Source organism: Methylobacterium sp. 13MFTsu3.1M2 (assembly GCF_900112625.1).
In the GTDB taxonomy this organism is placed as follows: domain Bacteria; phylum Pseudomonadota; class Alphaproteobacteria; order Rhizobiales; family Beijerinckiaceae; genus Methylobacterium.
Genome location: NZ_FOMM01000005.1, coordinates 157,535 through 174,821 on the forward strand (window position 1 = coordinate 157,535; position 17,287 = coordinate 174,821).

The window sequence follows — 17,287 nt, forward strand, 5'->3', positions numbered from 1 at the left end:
AGAAGGGTCCGCCGTACGGTTGCGCTTCCTCCCAAGCACTCCCTCAGCCCGCCCGGTTCGCCGCGGCGGGCTTTTTCGTCGGCGCTGCCGGCGGGCCGCGGACCGTCCCGACCGCGTCCGCGCGCCGACCCGGCTCGGGATCAGGTGATGAGCATGCGGCGGGTGAACATCGCGGCCGCGAACAGCACGGCGGCGCCGGCGGTGATGATGCTCGTCATCAGGATGCGGCGCGGCTCGGTCGAGGATCCGGCCTTGATGGGCTCGACGATCGGCACCAGGGCCACGACCTGCTGCTGGGCCACGATGCGGGCCCGGTCATAGGCCAGCTGCACGTCGCGGTGATACTTCTCGGCATTCTCGCGCTCGTGCTCGAGATCCTCGAACCGCGTGAGCGCGTCCGAGAGGCGCCGCTTCTCGGTCGGCGCGGTGCCGGCCAGCTGCTGCTGGACCCGCGCGATGTTCGCGTCGAGATCGCCGATCTGCTGCTTCAGGTCGACGATGCTGCGGGATTGCGGGCCGAGGTCCCGCTGGAGCACCGCCAGCTGGACGGCGAGCTTGGTGCGCGTCTCCCGCAGTTCCGAGACCGACTTGATGGTGGCGGTGTTCGACTTGATGACGTCGAGCACGCCCTCGCGGTTGCGCAGCTCGTTCAGGGCGGCGTTGGCCTTGGCCTCGCGCTCCTCCGCGAGCTTCAGGACGCGCGTGCTCACGTCGAGGGCGTCCTTCCGGGACGGCAGGCTGAGGTCGTTCAGCATCCGCTCCGTATCCGTCATGACCGCCTTGGTGATGGCGAGCGACTCGTCGGGATCGAAGGCCTCGACGGTCAGCGACATGATGCCGGACGCCGATTCGACGTCGACGTCGACCCGGCGGCGCCAGTACCGCAGGAACTTCTCGACCGGCTTCTCCGGGTTGAAGCGGGAGAACATGTCGATGTCGTCCCGACCGAACCACGCGCGGATCGGGAGTTCCGCCGCGACCGCTTCGACCATGGGCCGGCTGTGGATGTATTCCTGCGCGATGAGCGTTTCCTGGGCGACGGTCGCCTTGATCACACCGGCATTCGTGCCGACCGTGTCGGGCGTCGCCTTGTCGGCGGTGCCGATGGTCGGCCGGATCGCGAACCGCGCCTCGGTGACGTAGCGGTCGGAGGCGATCAGCCCGTAGTAGATCCCGGCGGCCAGGGTCGGCAGGACGAAGCAGACGACGAACAGGAGCGGCAGCCAGGGGTCGCTTTTGACGTGGCTCTGGTACGAGCGCACGCCCTTCTTGGTGTCGGGCAGGCCCGGGAGGCGCGCGAACTGCCGCAGCGACTGCGCGATCACCTTGTTCCGGTCGATGCCTTTCAGAGGCCGGCCCTGGGCTTTCTCGACCTGCATGTCCATCGTTGCTTCTCGAAGCTCGGGCTTGCGCGGGCGTCGTCGACCCGCGCGGCTTTCACGCCGCTCGCGCAGCCCATCACACGGACAGGCGGCGAAAGCATGTCAGCCGCGCCGTGCCCACTCCCCCGTGCCGGAGAGCGTTTTGGGAGGGGCAGGACGCTTCGAGGTGGAGCGCGCCGTGGAGCCGCTGGGTCCGGATGTGCCTCGTCCGGACGGACCTGATCCCCGACCGGGCGCTCCGCGAGAGCAGACCTCTTCCGACGGATCTCGGGCCTGACCGAGATCCGCGCCGGACCGGTTGGGACCGGCGCTAAGGATTGTCCGCGATCGTGACCTGATCGGCGACACCGTCGGTCTTGCCGCTGAGGCCCGGCACCTCGTCGAGCTGCCGCAGGCTGGTGAACCGGCCGCGCTCCTCCCGGTAGCGCACGATCTCGAAGCCGTGGCCCTTGAGTGCCGGAACGCTGTCCAGCTCCTCGGCCGTCGCCGTGTTGAGATCGATCACGGTGGTGCCCTTCCGCGCCGGTCGGCGCCGTACTCGGTCGCTCCGGTCCCGCGCCGGCCCGGGCGCCTCAGCGGATCGGATCGGCGCGGAACTGCCCGTGGGCGGGCTCGGACGCCCGACAGCGGCAGGCGGGTGGCAGGCCGGTCGGGCCCGTGCGGTTCGGCCCCTCACGGCTCAACAGGCGCAGCAGAAGATGCTCGAGCGGCGCCGCCTGGTAGGGCTTCTGGAGCACCGGAACCGCCTGATAGGCGGCGTCCAGGCCGTGCTGCCCGTACCCGGTGGCGAACAGGAACGGCGTATCGCGCGCCAGCAGCAGGTCGGCGACCGGGTAGCTGCGCGCCTCGCCGAGATTCACGTCGAGCACCGCCAGATCGAACGCCTCGGTCCGGGCATGGGCCAGGGCCTGCTCGAGGCGCATCGCCACCACGACCTCGCAGCCCAGGTCGAGCAGCATGTCCTCGGCGAGCATGGCGACGAGGCTCTCGTCCTCGACCAGCAGGACCCGGCGTCCGGCGAGCGGCGTCATGGCGCGCGCGGCCCTTCGACCGCCTCCTGGCCGATCCAGCCGAGCCGGGTCAGCGGGATCCGCATCTGGCAGGTCGCGCCCGCCGGCGCGAAGGTGATCGCCGCGCTGCCGTCGAACTCCAGCGGCAATTGCCGCTCGATAAGCCGTGAGCCGAACCCCTTCCGGGTCGGGGGCGTGACTGGCGGGCCACCCCGCTCCTCCCAGAGCAGGTCGAGCTGCTGACGGCCGTCATCGCGATCGTGAAGGGACCAGGTCACCGCGACCCCGCCCTCGGGCGTCGACAGGGCGCCGTACTTTGCCGCGTTGGTCATCAACTCGTGGAGGGCCATTGCCAGCGTCACTGCCACCTTAGGGTGCAGTCGCGCGTCCGGCCCTTGTAACCGGAAGCGGCCGGCATCGACCTCTGCCAAAAGGTGGGGGGCGAGCGCGCGCTCGACCACGCCGCGCAGGCTGGCGCTCTCCCAATTGTCCTCGACCAGCACGTTGTGGGCGTTGGACAGGGCCGCCATCCGGGCGTCGAAGACGGCGCGCGTCGTCTGGTCCGTCTGCCCGCGGAAGGTCTGCGCGGCGATCGACTGCACCGTGGCGAGAGTGTTCTTCACCCGGTGATTGAGCTCGTTGATCAGCAGGCGTTGGCGCTCGGCGGCCGCCTTCTCCTCGCTGATGTCGCGGACCTCGATGATCGTCCCGATGATGTTGGTCGCGTCGTCGCGGATCGGGCTGGCAGTGAACGCCACGGGGAAGAAATGCCCGTCCCTGTGCACGAACACCTCCTCGCCGCGCTCCTGATTGTTCTCCGGGAAGGCGCGGTCGATCGCGCACTCCTCCAGCGGGAAGGGCCTTCCGTCCGGGTAGGTGTGGTGGACGATGTCGTGCAGCGGGCAATCGCGGGCGAGGACTTCCCGCAGCGTCCAGCCGGTCAACTGCTCGGCGGCGCGGTTCATGTAGATGCAGTGCTGGCGGTCATCCATCAGGAAGATGGACACCGAGGCGTTGTCGAGGACCGCGTTGAGGCGACGCTCGCTCTCGAAGAGCTGGCCCGACCCACGCCGCAGGCTCGCCAGCGGCGCGCTGGCGGCGGACGAGGATTGAAACGGCTGCCGCGAGTTCGGCACGGTCACGACCCTTCACGCGGGTTGATCTGAGATACCCTGCGCGCGATCCTGGTGGACCTTCGGGACTGGGCACGGTGGGTGGCTGGCCGCGCCGGACGGCCTAGAGGTGGGAGCGTGCAACGCACCATGCGGAGCCGTTGTTCCGCCGCGCGGACGGTCCGGCCGCGCCGTTCCGCCCGGGTCCATATCACGCGGGTCCGGGCTCCGGGCGGCGCGCGAACAGGGCGGCCCAGTCGGCTCGACGCTCCTGCGGGACGAGGAAGAAATCCCACGTCACGTAGTCGCTGACCGCGAGCCACGTGCTCACATCGTCGATCAGGTTTCCGGTGATGTCCGCGCAGATGTAGCCGTGGCTCTCGGCGAACCGGTAGAGGGAATCCTGCGCGTGCCCGTAGGCGGAGTAGCCGGCCCAGCCGTACTCCACGCTGACGATCGGGCGGCATCGCCGGAGGAGCTGGGCCGCGCCGCTCAGAGCGTTCAACTCCCCGCCCTCGATGTCCATCTTGATGTAGGCCACCGCGGGGACGTGACTGAGGGCGGTATCGAGCCTCTCCGTCCTGACCTTGATGGTCTTGGACGTGATGGCGGGACTGCTGAAGTAGCTGGCGAGGAGCCCGCTCTCGCCGGGCACGCTCGCGACCGTGAAATCGGTGCGCCCCGCCGCGTCGGAGAGGGCGACGTCGTGCAGCTCGACCTCGGGTCGTCGGCCGAAACGCCCCACCAGATCCTTCATCAGGAACGGGATCGGCTCGAAGGCGTGGACCTTGCCGGTCGGGCCGACGATGTCGACGAACGCGACGAGGTGGAGCCCGGTATGGGCGCCGACGTCGACGACGACATCCCCCGGAGCGAGGAAGCGGCTGTAGCCCTGCCGCAGGATGCGCTCGTAGTCCGGGACCTGACCGGCGTCATGAACCGCCCTGAACGCGTTGGCGGCGGCGACGGCAGGATGCATGCGCAGGGTCCGTTCAGAGGAGGCGAGCCCGGAGGGTCGGCGAGGTCGCGCCCATGGTAGCCCGCCCCGTGCCAGCTCTGCCAGCGCGCCGCGGCGGGGTGCCGACGCCCGCCGCGAGCCCCGACCGGATCAGGCGGGCCGGCCCTTCCCGAACCGCTTCAGCAATCGCTCGCGCTTCAGGCGCGACAGGCGGGCGATCCAGAACACGCCGTCGAGCTGGTCGATCTCGTGCTGGAGGACCGCGGCCGGGAAGCCCTCGGTCTCCTCCTCGTGGGCGGATCCGTCGAGGTCGCGGTAGCTCAGGCGGATGCGGGCGGCCCGGGTGACCCGCTCGCGCACCCCCGGCATGCTGACGCTGCCCTCGTCGTGGACCTCCGAGTCGGGGGACGCCCAGGACACGACAGGGTTCACGTAGACGCGGGCGCTCTCGTCCGGCGACATCCGCACCACCACGAGGCGCGCGGGGACGCCGATATGCGGGGCGGTCAGGCCGATGGCGCTCTCGGCCATGAGCGTGTCCCGGACGTCGTCGGCGAGGGCCCGCAGGGCCGCGTCGAACGCGTCGACCGGTTCGGCCGGGCGCGTCAGGCGGGGATCGGGAAACAGGACGAGCGGGCGCGCCGGCATGGTTGATCAGTCCGCGTGGGTCGTTTCACCAGCGGCGCCGCGAGGGCCCGCCGCGCGCCATGCAAGCCGCGCCGCGGGGCGGATCGTCAAGACCGGCGCGCCGCAGGCCCGGCCGCGTCGCCGGGTCCCGGGCCGGCCGCGACGGCGCGCGCGACGTGGTGGAGCTTGTCGGGATTGCGCGTGATGTAGATGGCGTCGATCCGGCCGTTCTCGATCGCGAGGGCCGTCGTCTGCAGGAGGCCGCCGCGCTCGCGGGTGACATAGCCCGGAAGCCCGTCGATCCACACGAACCCGATCAGCGCCGCCCGGCCGTCGCCCCACTTGCGCCGCGCGCCCACGTAGAGCCGGAGCAGGCGCTCGAGCCCCCGGATCGGGTTGACGAAGGCGAGCACCTTGCCGCCGCCGTCCGAGGCGAGCGTCACGCGGTCGGCGAGCAGCGTCCGCAGCCCCGCGACATCGCCGCTCGCGGAGGCGTCGAAGAACGCCCGGGCGACGCGCTCGCCCTCGTCGCGGGTCACGGGAAAGCGCGGGCGCGCGGCCCGGACGTTCCGGCGCGCGCGCGCCGCGAGCTGGCGCACGGCCGGCGCCGCCCGCCCGAGCGTCTCCGCGACGTCGCCGAGCGGCAGGCCGAACACGTCGTGGAGCAGGAAGGCCGCGCGTTCCAAGGGAGACAGCCGCTCGAGCGCGAGCATCAGCGTCAGCGTGAGGTCGTCCTCGTCCACGCCGTCCGCCCCCGGCTCGACCAGCGGCTCGATCAGCGGTTCCGGCAGCCAGGGGCCGATATAGCTCTCCCGGCGCGCGCGCGCCGACTTGATCTGGTCGAGGCAGAGGCGCGTCACGACGCGCGCGAGGAACCGGTCGGGCGCCGCGACCCCGCTCCGGTCCGCCGCGACCCAGCGCAGCCAAGCGTCCTGCACGACGTCCTCGGCCTCGCTGCGCGAGCCGAGCATGCGGTAGGCGATGCGCAGGAGCCGGGGACGGTGGGCCTCGAAGGCGGCGGTCCCGTCCCCGTGCCCCGGCGGCATGACCGGACCGGAGGCCTGATCCCGTCGGGGCGGAGCCCGCCCGCGGGGAAGGTCGGGTCCCGTCATGCCGTCGCGAGCCAGGTCTCGAAGCGCGTATCCCCGAGGCGGGCCGCGGCCGCGTCGTCGGGGACCAGGGAGCCTCGCGCCAGCGCGGCACCGAAGTAGCGGGCCGCGGCGTCGACCGTCACCGCGCGGCCGTCGCCGGCGGCCGCCACGCGCCGGGCGACGAACGCCCGGAACGGCAGCCGCTCCGGCCCCGCGACGTCGATCGTCCCGTCGGCGGGCGCGCCGACGGCCACCGCGGCGAGCGCCGCGGCCACGTCCGCCGCCGCGACGGGCTGGAAATCCGCGTCCGGTACGAGGATCTGCTCCCCGACCGCGTAGGCTTCGGCGATCGTCGCGACGAACTCGAAGAACTGGGTGGCGCGGACGATGGTGTAGGGAAGGCCCGAGGCCGCGATCAGCCGCTCCTGCGCGACCTTCGCCCGGAAGTAGCCGTTGCCGTCCGCGCGGTCCGCGCCGACGATCGAGAGGGCGACGTGGTGCTTGACGCCCGCCTGCCGGCCGGCGGCGAGGAGGTTGCGGCTCGAGCGCTCGAAGAAGTCGCGCACCGCCGCCTCCTCGAAGGAGGGCGCGTTGGCCACATCGACCACGGTGTCGGCGCCGACGAGAACCTGGGCCAAGCCGGCGCCGGTCACGGCGTCGACGCCCGTGCTCGGGGAGGCGGGGACGGCCTCATGGCCCGCGCGCTCCAGCTCGGCCGTCAGATGCCGGCCGATCAACCCGCTGCCGCCGATCACCACGATCTTCATGACGTCTGTCTCCCGCGCGGACCGGGCCGAGGGGCACCCTGCCGCTCCGGCGTCCCGGTCGGCGACAGGACGATGCAGCATCCCGGTTTGTGACATCCCGCCGCAAAAAGCGACGGCCGCGGCGTTGCGAGAGGCCGCGACCGGCGCTACGGAGGCCCCCCGCCGGAGCCGAGACGCCGATGAGACTGACCCTGACTGCAACGCCGCCCCGCCTTGCCGCCAGGACCGTCTCTCCGCATGCCAGCACAGCTCTCCCTCCTGAACCTCGCGTGGACCGCGCCTGACGGGCGCGCCGTCCTCTCCGGCATCACCGCCAGCTTCGGGCAGGAGCGGACCGGCATCGTCGGCCGCAACGGCGCCGGCAAGAGCACGCTCCTGAACCTCCTGGCGGGCCGCCTCGCGCCGACGGGCGGCAGCGTCCACCGCGACGGCACGGTCGCCCTGCTGCGCCAGTTCGCGGGCCCGACCGCCGACGAGACCGTCGCCGACCTGTTCGGCGCGACGGCGGGCCTGGCGCTGCTCCGCCGCGCGGAGGCCGGTGCGGCGGAGGCCGACGAGCTCGCCGTCGCCGACTGGACGCTCGCGGAGCGCCTGACGGGCGCGCTGGCGCGGATGGGCGTGGCGGTGGGGCCCGACACGCCGCTCTGGCGCCTCTCCGGTGGGCAGCGCGCCCGCGCGGCGCTGGCGGCGGCGATCTTCGCCGCGCCGGATTTCCTGCTCCTCGACGAGCCGACCAACGACCTCGATCGCGACGGGCGGCGGGCGGTCCTGGAACTTCTGCAGGGATGGCGCGCCGGCGCGATCGTGGTCAGCCACGACCGGGCCCTGCTCGACGCGATGGACGCGATCGTGGACCTCGCGCCGGCGGAGGCGACCCGCTACCGGGGCAATTTCGACGCCTTCCGGCAGGCTAAGGCGACGCGTCTCGCCGCGGCCGAGCACGACCTCGCGGTCGCCGAGAAGCGGACGACGGACCTCGACCGCCGGGCGCAGGAGCGCGTCGAGCGCCAGCAGCGCCGCGACGCGGCCGGGCACCGCCGCTCCGCGAAGGGCGACCTGCCCCGGATCCTGGCCGGGGTTCGCCGGGACAACGCGGAGCGGACGGCGGGCGGGAGCGCACGCCTCACCGAGCGCCAGCGCGCCGGCGCCGAGGCCGATCTGGCGGAGGCCCGGGACCGGATCGCGGCGGTGAAGCCGGCCGCGATCGCGCTCCCGCCGAGCGGGCTCCACGCCGACCGGCGCGTCCTCGCGCTCACCGACGTGACGGTCGGCTACCGGACGGGTCAGCCGGTCCTGCGGGACGTGTCCCTCGCGGTCACGGGTCCGGAGCGCGTCGCCCTCTGCGGGCGGAACGGCTCGGGCAAGTCGACCCTGCTCGCGCTGGTCGCCGGCCGCCTCAGCCCGTGGTCGGGCCGCGTCTCGGTCGGGGTGCGCGCCGCGCTGCTCGACCAGCGCCTCGACCTCCTCGATCGCGACCGGACCGTGGCGGAGAACTTCGCGCGTCTCAACCCGGAGGAGGACGCGAACGGCTGCCGGGCGGCGCTGGCGCGGTTCCAGTTCCGGGCGGCGGCCGCGGACCGCCCCGTCGCGGCGCTGAGCGGCGGCGAGCGGGTCCGGACCGCCCTCGCCTGCGTGCTCGGCAACCGCGCGCCCCCGCCCCTCCTGATCCTCGACGAGCCGACCAACCACCTCGACCTGGACGCGGTCGAGGCCCTCGAGGCCGGGTTGGCGGCCTATGACGGCGCGCTCCTCGTCGTCAGCCACGACGCGGCCTTCCTGGACGCGTTGGGGATCACCCGGCGCATCGACCTCGACGACCTCGCCGACCGGCCCCGCGCCTGAGGGCGGCATCCGGAACGGCGGCGGGACGGGACGCGGTCGCCGCCCCCTGCCCCGCCGGGTCTTCAGGAGGCGTCGGTTCGGTCCGCACGCGTCCCGGCCGGATCGAGCCGGAGGGTGAACAGGCGCAGGACGGTGCGGCCGCCGCGCACGGGCCCGACGGCGACGATCCGCGCCCCGCCGGACGGCGCCGCCCGGACGACCGCCTCGGAGGCGAGGCAGTCGCAGGGCAGCGCGCGGGTCATCTGTTCCAGCCGACGGGCCACGTTGACGGTGTCGCCGACTGCCGTGAACTCGACCCGCTCCGCCCCGATGACGCCGATGAAGACCGGGCCGCGATGCAGCCCGATGCCGACCCGCACCGGTGGCAGGCCGGCCTGCCCGCGCTCCCGGCTCCAGGTCGCCATCGCGGCCGCGAGCGCGCGGGCCGCCGCGACGGCGCGACCGGCATCCCCGGGCGCCGCGTCCGGCACGCCGAACACCGCCATCACCTCGTCGCCGACGAACTTGTCGACGAAGCCGCCCGCCGCCTCGATCGCCCGCGCGGCGCGGGACCGGAACGCGGCGAGGAACGCCGCGACCTCGCCGGGCGCCATGCCCTCGCAGAGGCGGGTGAAGCCGCGGATGTCGGCGAAGAGCACCGTCGCCTCCTGCTCCCAGCCGGGGCGCCGGGCGGCGCGATCCGTCTCGGCGACCCATCGGGCGACCGTCGGCGCGGTCAGGCGCGCGAGGTTGTTCCGCTGCCGCGTCGCGGCGCACGCGGCGCCGCGCAGGCGCTGCACCCGCAGCGAGAGCCATGCCAGGGCGAGCCCGCCGAGCCCGACCGTGACGGGCTCGGGCGTCGTCGTGGCCGCGAGCGCCAGGAGCAGCGGCAGCGGCGCCGCGGCGAGGAGCCGGCCGCGCCCCGCCGCCGCGACGGCGAGGTGTCGGCGGAGGGGAACGGCCCGCGCCCGTCGCCCGACACCGCCAGCGAGCCCGGAACAGGCGTCCGCCGTGTCCGCGCGGGGCTCCCGCAGCGCCATCGCGGGCATCAGCAGCGCGAGCAGACGCGGGCGATGATGCGCTGCGCCCGGGAATGCTCCCGCTCCACGGCGGGGGAGCGGAGGTCTAGATCCGTCCGGAACGGGCGTGCCCGGGCGATCGCCGCGACGCTCGGGACGTCGGGCTGCGCGAAGCGCGGGACCGGCTGCGCCGGCGCGGCGGTCGGGGCCGCCAGGACTGTCAGCATCGTCCCGAGCGCGGTGGCTGCGGCGGCCCGTGTGCGGTGTGAGATCATGATCTCATGCTCCTCGTGGTGGAGCGTCCGAAGTAAAAATCCGATCTTTCACCGCGATTTCGGCGGATCGGAAAACAATGACAGCAGACATGCGGCGCGAACGACGGACGGGCGCGGGATCGTTGCCGGGACGGTCGTGACCCGGGTCCGGGCTCGTCGCCCCGACAGTCGCCCCAATGGTCGCCCCGACACGCGAACGGCACCCGGTCCGCCGGACCGGGTGCCGTGATGGGCGCGGATGCGGGGGCCGTCCCCGCCGGGACGGTCCCGGGACGGTCCCACGCCAGGTGCGGCGGACGCTCAGGCGGCGCTGCGCGCGCGGCCGCCGTGGCTGGACAGGAGCCGCAGGATCTCGGCCTTCGCGTCGTAGGCGGCGAACTCGGCGGCGAGGCGTCGCGCCTCCCGGCGATGGCCGGGCGCGTCGAGCACGGTCCGCACCGCCTTCCGGATCGCCTCCGGCGTCGGGTCGTTCGCGGCGAGGTCGATCCCGGCCCCCGACCACGCGATGCGGGCGTTCACGTCGGCCTTGTCCTCGGTGAGGCCGGCGGCGACGAGGGGGATCCCGTGGCTCAGGGCCTGGTTCACGCTCCCGTAGCCGCCGTTGGTCACCATGGCGTCGACCCGGGGCAGCAGCCACTCGAAGGGCAGGTAGGGCGAGAGCCGCGCGTTGGCCGGGATCGGGCCGGGGATCGCGTCGAGCCCCCGGCCGCCGCCCGTCACCACGGTCAGGATGTCGGGCTCATCGGCCAGCGCCCGGAGGGCGGGGCCGACGAGCAGGCCGAAATCGTGGTTCGCGACCGTGCCCTGCGTGACCAGCACGACCTTGCGCGCGCCGTCGAGGTCGCCCGCCCAGGGCGGGAGCGCCGCCTGCCCCGGGACGATCGGCAGCGCCCCGATGAAGCGCACCGTCGGCGGCAGCGGGAACGGGTACTCGAAACTGGGGACGGTCAGCTGCAGGTAGGTGTCGGCGAGCCGGACCACCGCGTCGAACAGCGGCCAGGGCGGGGCGGCCCGGCCGAGTTCCGCCAGCTTGGCGGCGAGGCTCAGCCCGACCGGCCGGTCGACCGCCGCCTCGTAGGCCTCTGCGATGCGGCCGTAGGCGGCCTCCTGCTCGGGCGTCTCGGCCGGCGGGAGGCCCAGGAAGGCCGGAGCCCGGTCGGGCCGCGCGCAGTGCAGGATCGACGTGCCGCACAGGACGATGGCGGGGCGCTCCGCGCGCGGCCCCAGCAGCAGCGGCAGGGCGCCGAAGAACATGTCGTCGCCGATCACCAGCGAGGCCGGGAAGGCCCGGAGCGCCGCGCGCAGGCCGCGCGCCTGGTCGGGGATGCGGTCGACGAACACGCGCTCCATGGCGACGCGCAGCCAGTCCGGTCCCGGCGCGATCTCGGCCAGTTCGGGCACGACCGCGCGGAGGTCGCGGCCGTCGAAATCCGCCGCGCCCGGCAGCGCCATGAAGCGGGCGCCGGCCGCCACGATGCGGTCGCGGAAGGCCGAGCCCGAGAGGACCATGACCTCGTGGCCGTCCGCGATCAGCATGTGGGCGATGGCGAGGAGGGGATTGAGATGGCCCGTGGCGGGCGTCGAGCAGAGGAGGACCTTCATCGCTTGTCCTTTCCGTGGGGGGCGTGAGGGCGCCGCGATCGCGGCGCGATCGCCGGGGCGTCCGGGAGCGAGGCTGGGGGCGGTCCGTTACGGCGTCGCTGCGGCGCGGGGCCGAAGCGGCTACGGCTGCAACGGGCGCGCGTCGGACGCGCGGGAGACGGCGCGACAGGGTCGCAGCGGTCCGGAGGGGCGGCGATCCTGTCGAGGCAGCCGCGCCCTGGCCCCCTCGCCCGTGCGGGAGAGAGGACCTCGCTACGCGCGGCGAAGGGCTCGGCGAGCGCCGCCGTCCCTATCCGGTCGGGAACGGCGCTAGGCGGCGACCCGCAGCGCGTCGATGCGGCGGATGCCGCTGTGGCCGCGGAGGACCGGCATCGCGCCGGTCAGGCGCAGGCGCGGGGCGAGGCGCAGCACGGCGCCCAGTCCCTCCTCCAGCTCGACCCGCGCCAGGGCCTCGCCGATGCACCGGTGTGCGCCGCCGCCGAAGACCGGGTGGAGGCGCGGGAGGTCGGTGCGCCGGATGTCGAACGTGTCGGGACGCGCGTAGACCGTCTCGTCCCGCATCGCCGACAGCGTCGAGAGCAGCATCAGGCTTCCGGCCGGCACGACGTGCCCGTCGAGGGGAATGTCCTCCCGGGCAACCCGGCCGGCGGAGCCGGCGCTCGGCTCGTAGCGGAGCGACTCCGCCACCGCGGCCGGGATCAGGTCGGGATCGCGGCTGACCGCCGCCCACTGCTCGGGATGCTGCAGCAGCAGCGCCACCTGCATGGCGCCGGCGACCCGGGTCGTGTCGGTGCCGCCGATGATCATCTGCACGAGCTGGATCACCACCTCCTGCTGCGTGAGCTCGCCGGCCGCCTCGGTCTCCGCGAGGAAGCGCGACAGGAAATCGGCGCGGGGCGCCGACCGGCGCGCGGCGAGGATCCCGGCCACGTAGTCCTGCAGCGCGACCGCCGCCGCCTCCAGATCGGGGATGTCCTCCGGTCCGAAGGTGAAGCTCAGCACCCGGGAGACCTCGTAGGCGAGGTGCATGAACCGCGGGATGTCGTCGCGCGGCAGGCCGAGGATGTCGGCGATGACCTGGGCCGGGATCTGCGCGGTGTAGCGCGCGACGAGGTCGACCTCCCCGTCCCCCAGCCAGTCGCGGACGAGGCCCTCCGCGGCGACGCGGATCCGGGGCCGAAGGCCCTCGATCAGGCGCGCCGCGAAGGTGCGGGTGAAGGGCGAGCGGCGCCGGCGGTGGACCGCGCCGTTGGCCGTGAGCATGCCGTGCGCGAAGATGTCGAACAGCGCCCCCTCGGGGATCGCGCGCGACTCCGGATAGAGCGTCTCCGTGGCTTGGGCGCGGGGGTCGCGCATCAGCAGATCGACGTCGCGGGCGCGGAGGACGAGGACGCCCGCGACCTCGTGGCCGACGAAGGGCAGCCGCGGCCGCCAGGCGCGGTAGACGCCGTGCGGGTCGGCCTCCAGCTCCGCCACCGTGAGCGTCGGGACGCCGGTCGGGACGCGGGTCGGGGTGCCGGTCGGGGCTTCGGGCGGGTCGGCCTGTCGCGTCAGATCTTCGGTCGCATTCATCTGTGCGTTCTCGCTGCTGTGTTGCGCGAGAACTCTCGGAAGCCCGGACTACAGGATGATTGCGGGAGCTGGGTCGAACATTACAGCCATAACATGCGGCGCGCCGGCGGCCCGGTCGCCGCCGCGGCCGCCTTGTGCGGAAGAGCACGCCGGTCACCGCGCGGATGGTGTGTGAGATGTTCCGAAATCATGCCGTAACTTGACCCTTCGAAAAGGGCGCCGCTTCGCAGAAGGAGAAGTCCTCATGGTTGCAGGGCTGGCGAATACGGACGACGTCTTCGAGACGCTGCTCCGACGGACGATCACGGACTTCGTGATCGGCGGTATGGACCACGGGATCCCGGACGAGGACGGCCTGATCGTCCGCCTGAGACAGTACGAGCAGCGGGCGCGCCAGGAGCAGCTGAGCTCCCAGACGCTCCAGGTCATCTCGTCGGCGCGGCGCCTCCTGGGCGACCGGACGGAGGCCGGCCGGGCGTCCTGACGCGCCCCGCGCGACGGGTCGCGGGACGGCCTCCGCGGAGGGTCCCGCCCCGCCTGACAGGCGTTGGTCCCGCGGCGTCCCGCTACCGCGCGCGCGGCCGCAGGCCGACCGCCAGGAAGCGCTCGATCATCGCGTTCACCTGCTCGGCCACCTCGATCGTGTTGAAGTGGCCCGCCAGCAGCGTCTGGGCGGTGACGAGCTGCGGGCAGAGCTCCCGCAGCCGGTCGAGGTCGCGGGCCTCCGCCACGAGCGGTACGTCCGCCGAGATGTAGGCCATCGGGACCCGGCAGGCGCGCGCGGCCGGGACGGGATCGTGGGCCAGCACCATGTCGCGCAGCGCCGCGTAGGCCACGTGCTGCGGTGTCCGCTGGCAGGGGCCGAGGATGAAGGTCTCGAAGATCGCCTTCCGCCGGGCCGGGTGGTCGTAGGCGCCGCCGATCGCCCAGGCCATCTCCCGCACGACGGACCGGTAATCCGCGCCGCCGACGCCCGCCAGCAGCCCCTCGATCGCGGCGCCGCCCGCCGCGTCCGCCGACGGCAGGACGATCGAGTCGATCATGACGAGGCCGGCGGCGAGGTCGGGATGGCGGCCGCACAGCTCCAGCGCCACCGCGCCGCCGAAGCTGTGGCCGATCACGATCGGCTTCACGAGGCCCAGCGTCCGGCTCTGCCACGCGACGTCCTCGGCGAAGCCCACGACCGTGTAGTCGCGCTCCGGCGCGTCGCTGGCGCCGTGGCCGCGCAGGTCGACCGCCACGACGCGGCGCGTCCGCGAGAAGTGCCGGATCTGCGGCGTGAAGATGCCGTGGTCGCCGGTCCAGCCGTTGATCAGCAGCAGCGGCTGCCCCTCGGGGGTGAGCGGCCCGGCCTCGATATGGGCGAGCCGGCCGCCGTCGCGCGTCAGGTGGAGGGGCTGCCAGGGGGGCGGATCGAAGAGCATGCGGGTTCTCCGTAGGGTCGGGAGGGGGCGCGGGGCGCCGGCCGGGCGAGACCCGCGTGGGCGGCGGCGGCCGCGAGGCTGCAGCCGAGCATCACGGCGGCCATCGACAGGGCAGACCGGCCGTCGAAGAACCGGGCGACGAGATCGCTGGCGACGGCCGCCGCGAGCATCTGCAGGAAGACCGCGACGGCGCTGGCCGCGCCCGCGGCCGCCGGGTTGCGCTCCGTCGCACCGTGCACGGCGTTGGGCGAGACGAGGCCGAAGGCCAGGGCCACGCCGACCATCGCGGCGACCACCGGCAGGGCCGCGGGCGGCCGGGCGATCGCCGCGACGAGGAGCAGGGAAGCCGCGCCGGTCGCCAGGGCGAGGCCGGCGGCGATCACCCGCGGCGGGGGGACGCCCCGAGCCGCGAGCCGCCCGTTCAGGAAGGCGCCGACCATCACCGACAGGGAACTGGCCCCGAAGACCAGCCCGTAGGCCAGCGGACTGAGCCCGAGGGCGTCGATGAACACCAGCGCCGAGCCGGTGATGTAGGCGAAGACCGCCCCCGCGGCCGCGGCGTTGCACAGGGCGTGGCCGAGGAAGACCCGGCTCGCCAGGATCCGCCCGTAGCCGCGCAGGATCCCCGAGGCCGGCCCGGGGCCCGCGGCCCGCTGCAGGGGCTCGTCGATGTGCCGGATCGCCACCAGGGCCGCCAGGGCGGCGGCGACCGGCGCGGCGTGGATCAGGCGCCAGCCGCCGAGATCCATCAGCCCGGCACCGACGGTCGGGGCCACCATCGGCACCACGTTGATGGTGAGGACGACGAAGGACATCCGGGCGCGCGCGGCCTCGCCCTCGAACAGGTCGCGGACCATCGCGAGGACCGCCATGCCGGGTCCCGCCGCGCCGATCCCCTGGAGAGCCCGGAACAGCAGGAAGTCCGGCAGCGTCCGCGCCGCGCCGCAGCCGAGGCTGCCCACGACGAGGAGGAGGCAGCCGCAGACGATGGCCGGCTTGCGGCCCAGCCGGTCCGAGACCGGGCCGTAGACCAGCAGCGCGCCGCCGAAGCCGAGCAGGTAGACGCCCATGGCCGCGCCCATCGCGGTGGCCGGGACGTGCAGCGCGGTCGCCGTGTCTGACAGGCTCGGTAGGATCATGTCGATCCCGAAGGTCGGGAGCGCCGCCAGCAGCCCGAGGAGCGCCGAGAAGGCGGCCGAGCCGGGGCGGATGCGCGCCCGCGCCGGCGCGGGCGCGCGGATCAGGCCCAAAGCCGGTCTCCGCCTGGGGCGCCGCCGCGGTCCGCGGAGGCCCGGCGCGCCGCCACCATCGCGTCGATCTCGCGGACGAGGCCGCCCGCGTCGAGATCCGCCCGCACGGCCGCCCCGAGAACTGCGGCGGCCCTGCGGAAGCCCGGCTCCGCCAGGAGCCGGCGCGCCGCCGCGGCGATCTCGGCCTCGCCCGCCGTGGCGGGAAGGCGCAGGCCGGCGCCGCGCAGGGCGACGCGGGCGGCGTTGTCGGCCTGGTCGCGGGCCAGGGGGATCACCAGCAGCGGCGCACCGTGCAGCAGGGCGCGGCTGACCGTCCCGTGACCGCCCTGGCACACCACCAGGTCGGCCTGCGACATGAGGGCGTCGTGGGAGGCGGCCGCCACGACCCGGACGGCGGCGGGGGCGGCCAGGTCCGCGGGCCCGACATTCGGTCCGGTCGTCACGATGGTCTCGGCCTCGACCGCGCCGACGGCGCGCGCGACGCGCCGCAGCAGGTCTGTCTGGTTCTGGGCGCCGGTGCTGCCGGCGACGAGGATCCGCCGCCGTCCCGTACCGGACCACGCGTGCCCCGTCCCGCGGGACCAGCCCGGCTCGTCGAGCAGCGGGCCGATGTAGCGGTAATTGGCGGGCAGCGCCTGCGTGTCGAAGTCGAAGGCGCGGCTGACGGCCAGCAGGACGCGGTCGGCGCGATCGAAATGGGCGAAGGCGCTGGCGACCGGCGGCAGCCCGAAGGCGCGCCGCGCGGCGTTGAGCGCCGGCCGGCCCCGCTCCATCGCCGACACGATGGCAGCCGTCGCCGCGTCCACCGCGTCCCGCTCCGCCTCGGTCCGCGGCGGCGTCAGGCCGCTCGCGGCGGGCGGAATGCCGGGGAGCGGGCGGATGCTGATATGCGGCGACAGGACCGCGTGCGGCAGGTCGGCCGCCTCGGCCGCCAGGGCGCAGCCGGGCAGGAGGTCGAGGCTCAGGACGGCATCGGTCGGGAGGCGGCGGATCTCGTCGAGCGTGTCGGCCGCGTAGGCGCCGGCCGGGGAGAACATCGTCCGCCGCAGCCAGTCCGCGAGATCCGAGAAATCGGCCGGGTCGGCGTCGAGGCCGGTCGGGGCGCGGCGCCAGCCGACGAACGGGAAGCCCGCCGCCTCGACCTCCCCGCACATCGCCGGGTCGGCCATGACGCGCGGGCGGTGCCCCGCCCGGCGCAGCTGCCGGGCCGCCGTGAGCACGGGGCTGAGATTGCCGGTGGTGCCCCACGAGATGCAGAGGACGTTGAGCGACATGATCTGGATGTCCCGAGATGATCGCGCGCAGAGGCGCGCGGAGGCCGCGACTCGGCTGAACTTCCTGGAGCGGGCTGAAAGACGACGTAGAGATATCGACGGA

The 17,287-nt window shown here is 74.1% G+C and carries 17 protein-coding genes; 2 read left to right on the forward strand and 15 right to left on the reverse strand.

Annotated features, from left to right (window positions below; translation table 11 throughout):
• Positions 1-140 precede the first annotated feature (140 nt).
• The 8 genes from BM314_RS05390 to BM314_RS05425 form a co-directional block, all read right to left on the reverse strand.
• On the reverse strand, positions 141-1,379 hold the full coding sequence (locus BM314_RS05390; RefSeq protein WP_307188536.1) for a KpsE/RkpR family capsule polysaccharide export protein: 1,239 nt from the start codon (positions 1,377-1,379) through the stop codon (positions 141-143).
• A 313-nt stretch (positions 1,380-1,692) separates the two neighbouring features.
• On the reverse strand, positions 1,693-1,887 hold the full coding sequence (locus BM314_RS05395; protein WP_091977272.1) for a helix-hairpin-helix domain-containing protein: 195 nt from the start codon (positions 1,885-1,887) through the stop codon (positions 1,693-1,695).
• Positions 1,888-1,954: 67 nt separating this feature from the next.
• Positions 1,955-2,413 carry a response regulator gene (locus BM314_RS05400; RefSeq protein ID WP_091680327.1) on the reverse strand — a complete coding sequence of 153 codons (459 nt, stop codon included), beginning with the start codon at positions 2,411-2,413 and terminating at the stop codon, positions 1,955-1,957.
• A complete protein-coding gene (locus BM314_RS05405) occupies positions 2,410-3,528 on the reverse strand; it encodes a sensor histidine kinase (RefSeq protein ID WP_091680433.1) in 1,119 nt (372 codons plus the stop codon). Before BM314_RS05405 ends, BM314_RS05400 begins: the two co-directional genes overlap by 4 nt.
• A 187-nt stretch (positions 3,529-3,715) precedes the next feature.
• Complete coding sequence (locus BM314_RS05410) at positions 3,716-4,483, reverse strand: FkbM family methyltransferase (RefSeq protein ID WP_091977274.1); 768 nt, start codon at positions 4,481-4,483, stop codon at positions 3,716-3,718.
• A gap of 129 nt (positions 4,484-4,612) precedes the next feature.
• Positions 4,613-5,110: a peptide deformylase gene (locus BM314_RS05415; RefSeq protein WP_091977276.1), complete on the reverse strand. Its 498-nt coding sequence runs from the start codon at positions 5,108-5,110 to the stop codon at positions 4,613-4,615.
• An 86-nt stretch (positions 5,111-5,196) separates the two neighbouring features.
• Complete coding sequence (locus BM314_RS05420) at positions 5,197-6,135, reverse strand: sigma-70 family RNA polymerase sigma factor (RefSeq protein WP_091977278.1); 939 nt, start codon at positions 6,133-6,135, stop codon at positions 5,197-5,199.
• A gap of 62 nt (positions 6,136-6,197) precedes the next feature.
• Positions 6,198-6,947, reverse strand: coding sequence for an SDR family oxidoreductase (locus BM314_RS05425; protein ID WP_091977280.1), 750 nt, complete (start codon positions 6,945-6,947; stop codon positions 6,198-6,200).
• A 237-nt stretch (positions 6,948-7,184) separates the two neighbouring features.
• Here BM314_RS05425 and BM314_RS05430 point away from each other — a divergent pair, with 237 nt between their 5' ends.
• Positions 7,185-8,789, forward strand: coding sequence for an ATP-binding cassette domain-containing protein (locus BM314_RS05430; protein WP_091977282.1), 1,605 nt, complete (start codon positions 7,185-7,187; stop codon positions 8,787-8,789).
• 62 nt (positions 8,790-8,851) lie between these two features.
• Here the strand turns inward: BM314_RS05430 and BM314_RS05435 are convergent, their stop codons facing one another.
• The 4 genes from BM314_RS05435 to BM314_RS05450 form a co-directional block, all read right to left on the reverse strand.
• The gene (locus tag BM314_RS05435; protein WP_091977284.1) at positions 8,852-9,808 is read right to left on the reverse strand and encodes an adenylate/guanylate cyclase domain-containing protein; all 957 of its coding nucleotides are present in this window, start codon (positions 9,806-9,808) and stop codon (positions 8,852-8,854) included.
• A gap of 8 nt (positions 9,809-9,816) precedes the next feature.
• The gene (locus BM314_RS05440; RefSeq protein ID WP_020092197.1) at positions 9,817-10,062 is read right to left on the reverse strand and encodes a hypothetical protein; all 246 of its coding nucleotides are present in this window, start codon (positions 10,060-10,062) and stop codon (positions 9,817-9,819) included.
• Between the two features lie 300 nt (positions 10,063-10,362).
• Complete coding sequence (locus BM314_RS05445) at positions 10,363-11,664, reverse strand: glycosyltransferase (RefSeq protein WP_091925737.1); 1,302 nt, start codon at positions 11,662-11,664, stop codon at positions 10,363-10,365.
• Positions 11,665-11,973: 309 nt separating this feature from the next.
• Positions 11,974-13,236, reverse strand: coding sequence for a cytochrome P450 (locus tag BM314_RS05450; RefSeq protein WP_091977286.1), 1,263 nt, complete (start codon positions 13,234-13,236; stop codon positions 11,974-11,976).
• A gap of 244 nt (positions 13,237-13,480) precedes the next feature.
• Here BM314_RS05450 and BM314_RS05455 point away from each other — a divergent pair, with 244 nt between their 5' ends.
• Positions 13,481-13,720 (forward strand): hypothetical protein, encoded by a 240-nt coding sequence (locus tag BM314_RS05455; RefSeq protein ID WP_056532465.1) that lies wholly within the window; start codon positions 13,481-13,483, stop codon positions 13,718-13,720.
• Between the two features lie 82 nt (positions 13,721-13,802).
• Here the strand turns inward: BM314_RS05455 and BM314_RS05460 are convergent, their stop codons facing one another.
• The 3 genes from BM314_RS05460 to BM314_RS05470 are packed head-to-tail and all read right to left on the reverse strand — an operon-like array spanning position 13,803 to position 17,184.
• A complete protein-coding gene (locus BM314_RS05460) occupies positions 13,803-14,660 on the reverse strand; it encodes an alpha/beta fold hydrolase (protein WP_091977287.1) in 858 nt (285 codons plus the stop codon).
• Positions 14,621-15,910 (reverse strand): Bcr/CflA family efflux MFS transporter, encoded by a 1,290-nt coding sequence (locus BM314_RS05465; RefSeq protein ID WP_091977289.1) that lies wholly within the window; start codon positions 15,908-15,910, stop codon positions 14,621-14,623. Before BM314_RS05465 ends, BM314_RS05460 begins: the two co-directional genes overlap by 40 nt.
• Positions 15,901-17,184, reverse strand: coding sequence for a glycosyltransferase (locus BM314_RS05470; RefSeq protein WP_091977291.1), 1,284 nt, complete (start codon positions 17,182-17,184; stop codon positions 15,901-15,903). The genes BM314_RS05465 and BM314_RS05470 overlap by 10 nt, the downstream gene beginning before the upstream one ends.
• Positions 17,185-17,287 lie beyond the last annotated feature (103 nt).

Excerpts from the sequence above, each read along its gene's own strand:
- BM314_RS05390 (WP_307188536.1), bottom strand. The coding sequence starts at position 1,379 with ATGCAGGTCGAGAAAGCCCAGGGCCGGCCTCTGAAAGGCATCGACCGG.
- BM314_RS05445 (WP_091925737.1), bottom strand. The coding sequence starts at position 11,664 with ATGAAGGTCCTCCTCTGCTCGACGCCCGCCACGGGCCATCTCAATCCC.
- BM314_RS05440 (WP_020092197.1), bottom strand. The coding sequence starts at position 10,062 with ATGATCTCACACCGCACACGGGCCGCCGCAGCCACCGCGCTCGGGACG.
- BM314_RS05425 (WP_091977280.1), bottom strand. The coding sequence starts at position 6,947 with ATGAAGATCGTGGTGATCGGCGGCAGCGGGTTGATCGGCCGGCATCTG.
- BM314_RS05450 (WP_091977286.1), bottom strand. The coding sequence starts at position 13,236 with ATGAATGCGACCGAAGATCTGACGCGACAGGCCGACCCGCCCGAAGCC.
- BM314_RS05435 (WP_091977284.1), bottom strand. The coding sequence starts at position 9,808 with ATGGCGCTGCGGGAGCCCCGCGCGGACACGGCGGACGCCTGTTCCGGG.
- BM314_RS05415 (WP_091977276.1), bottom strand. The coding sequence starts at position 5,110 with ATGCCGGCGCGCCCGCTCGTCCTGTTTCCCGATCCCCGCCTGACGCGC.
- BM314_RS05455 (WP_056532465.1), top strand. The coding sequence starts at position 13,481 with ATGGTTGCAGGGCTGGCGAATACGGACGACGTCTTCGAGACGCTGCTC.
- BM314_RS05470 (WP_091977291.1), bottom strand. The coding sequence starts at position 17,184 with ATGTCGCTCAACGTCCTCTGCATCTCGTGGGGCACCACCGGCAATCTC.
- BM314_RS05430 (WP_091977282.1), top strand. The coding sequence starts at position 7,185 with ATGCCAGCACAGCTCTCCCTCCTGAACCTCGCGTGGACCGCGCCTGAC.
- BM314_RS05420 (WP_091977278.1), bottom strand. The coding sequence starts at position 6,135 with ATGCCGCCGGGGCACGGGGACGGGACCGCCGCCTTCGAGGCCCACCGT.
- BM314_RS05410 (WP_091977274.1), bottom strand. The coding sequence starts at position 4,483 with ATGCATCCTGCCGTCGCCGCCGCCAACGCGTTCAGGGCGGTTCATGAC.
- BM314_RS05400 (WP_091680327.1), bottom strand. The coding sequence starts at position 2,413 with ATGACGCCGCTCGCCGGACGCCGGGTCCTGCTGGTCGAGGACGAGAGC.
- BM314_RS05460 (WP_091977287.1), bottom strand. The coding sequence starts at position 14,660 with ATGCTCTTCGATCCGCCCCCCTGGCAGCCCCTCCACCTGACGCGCGAC.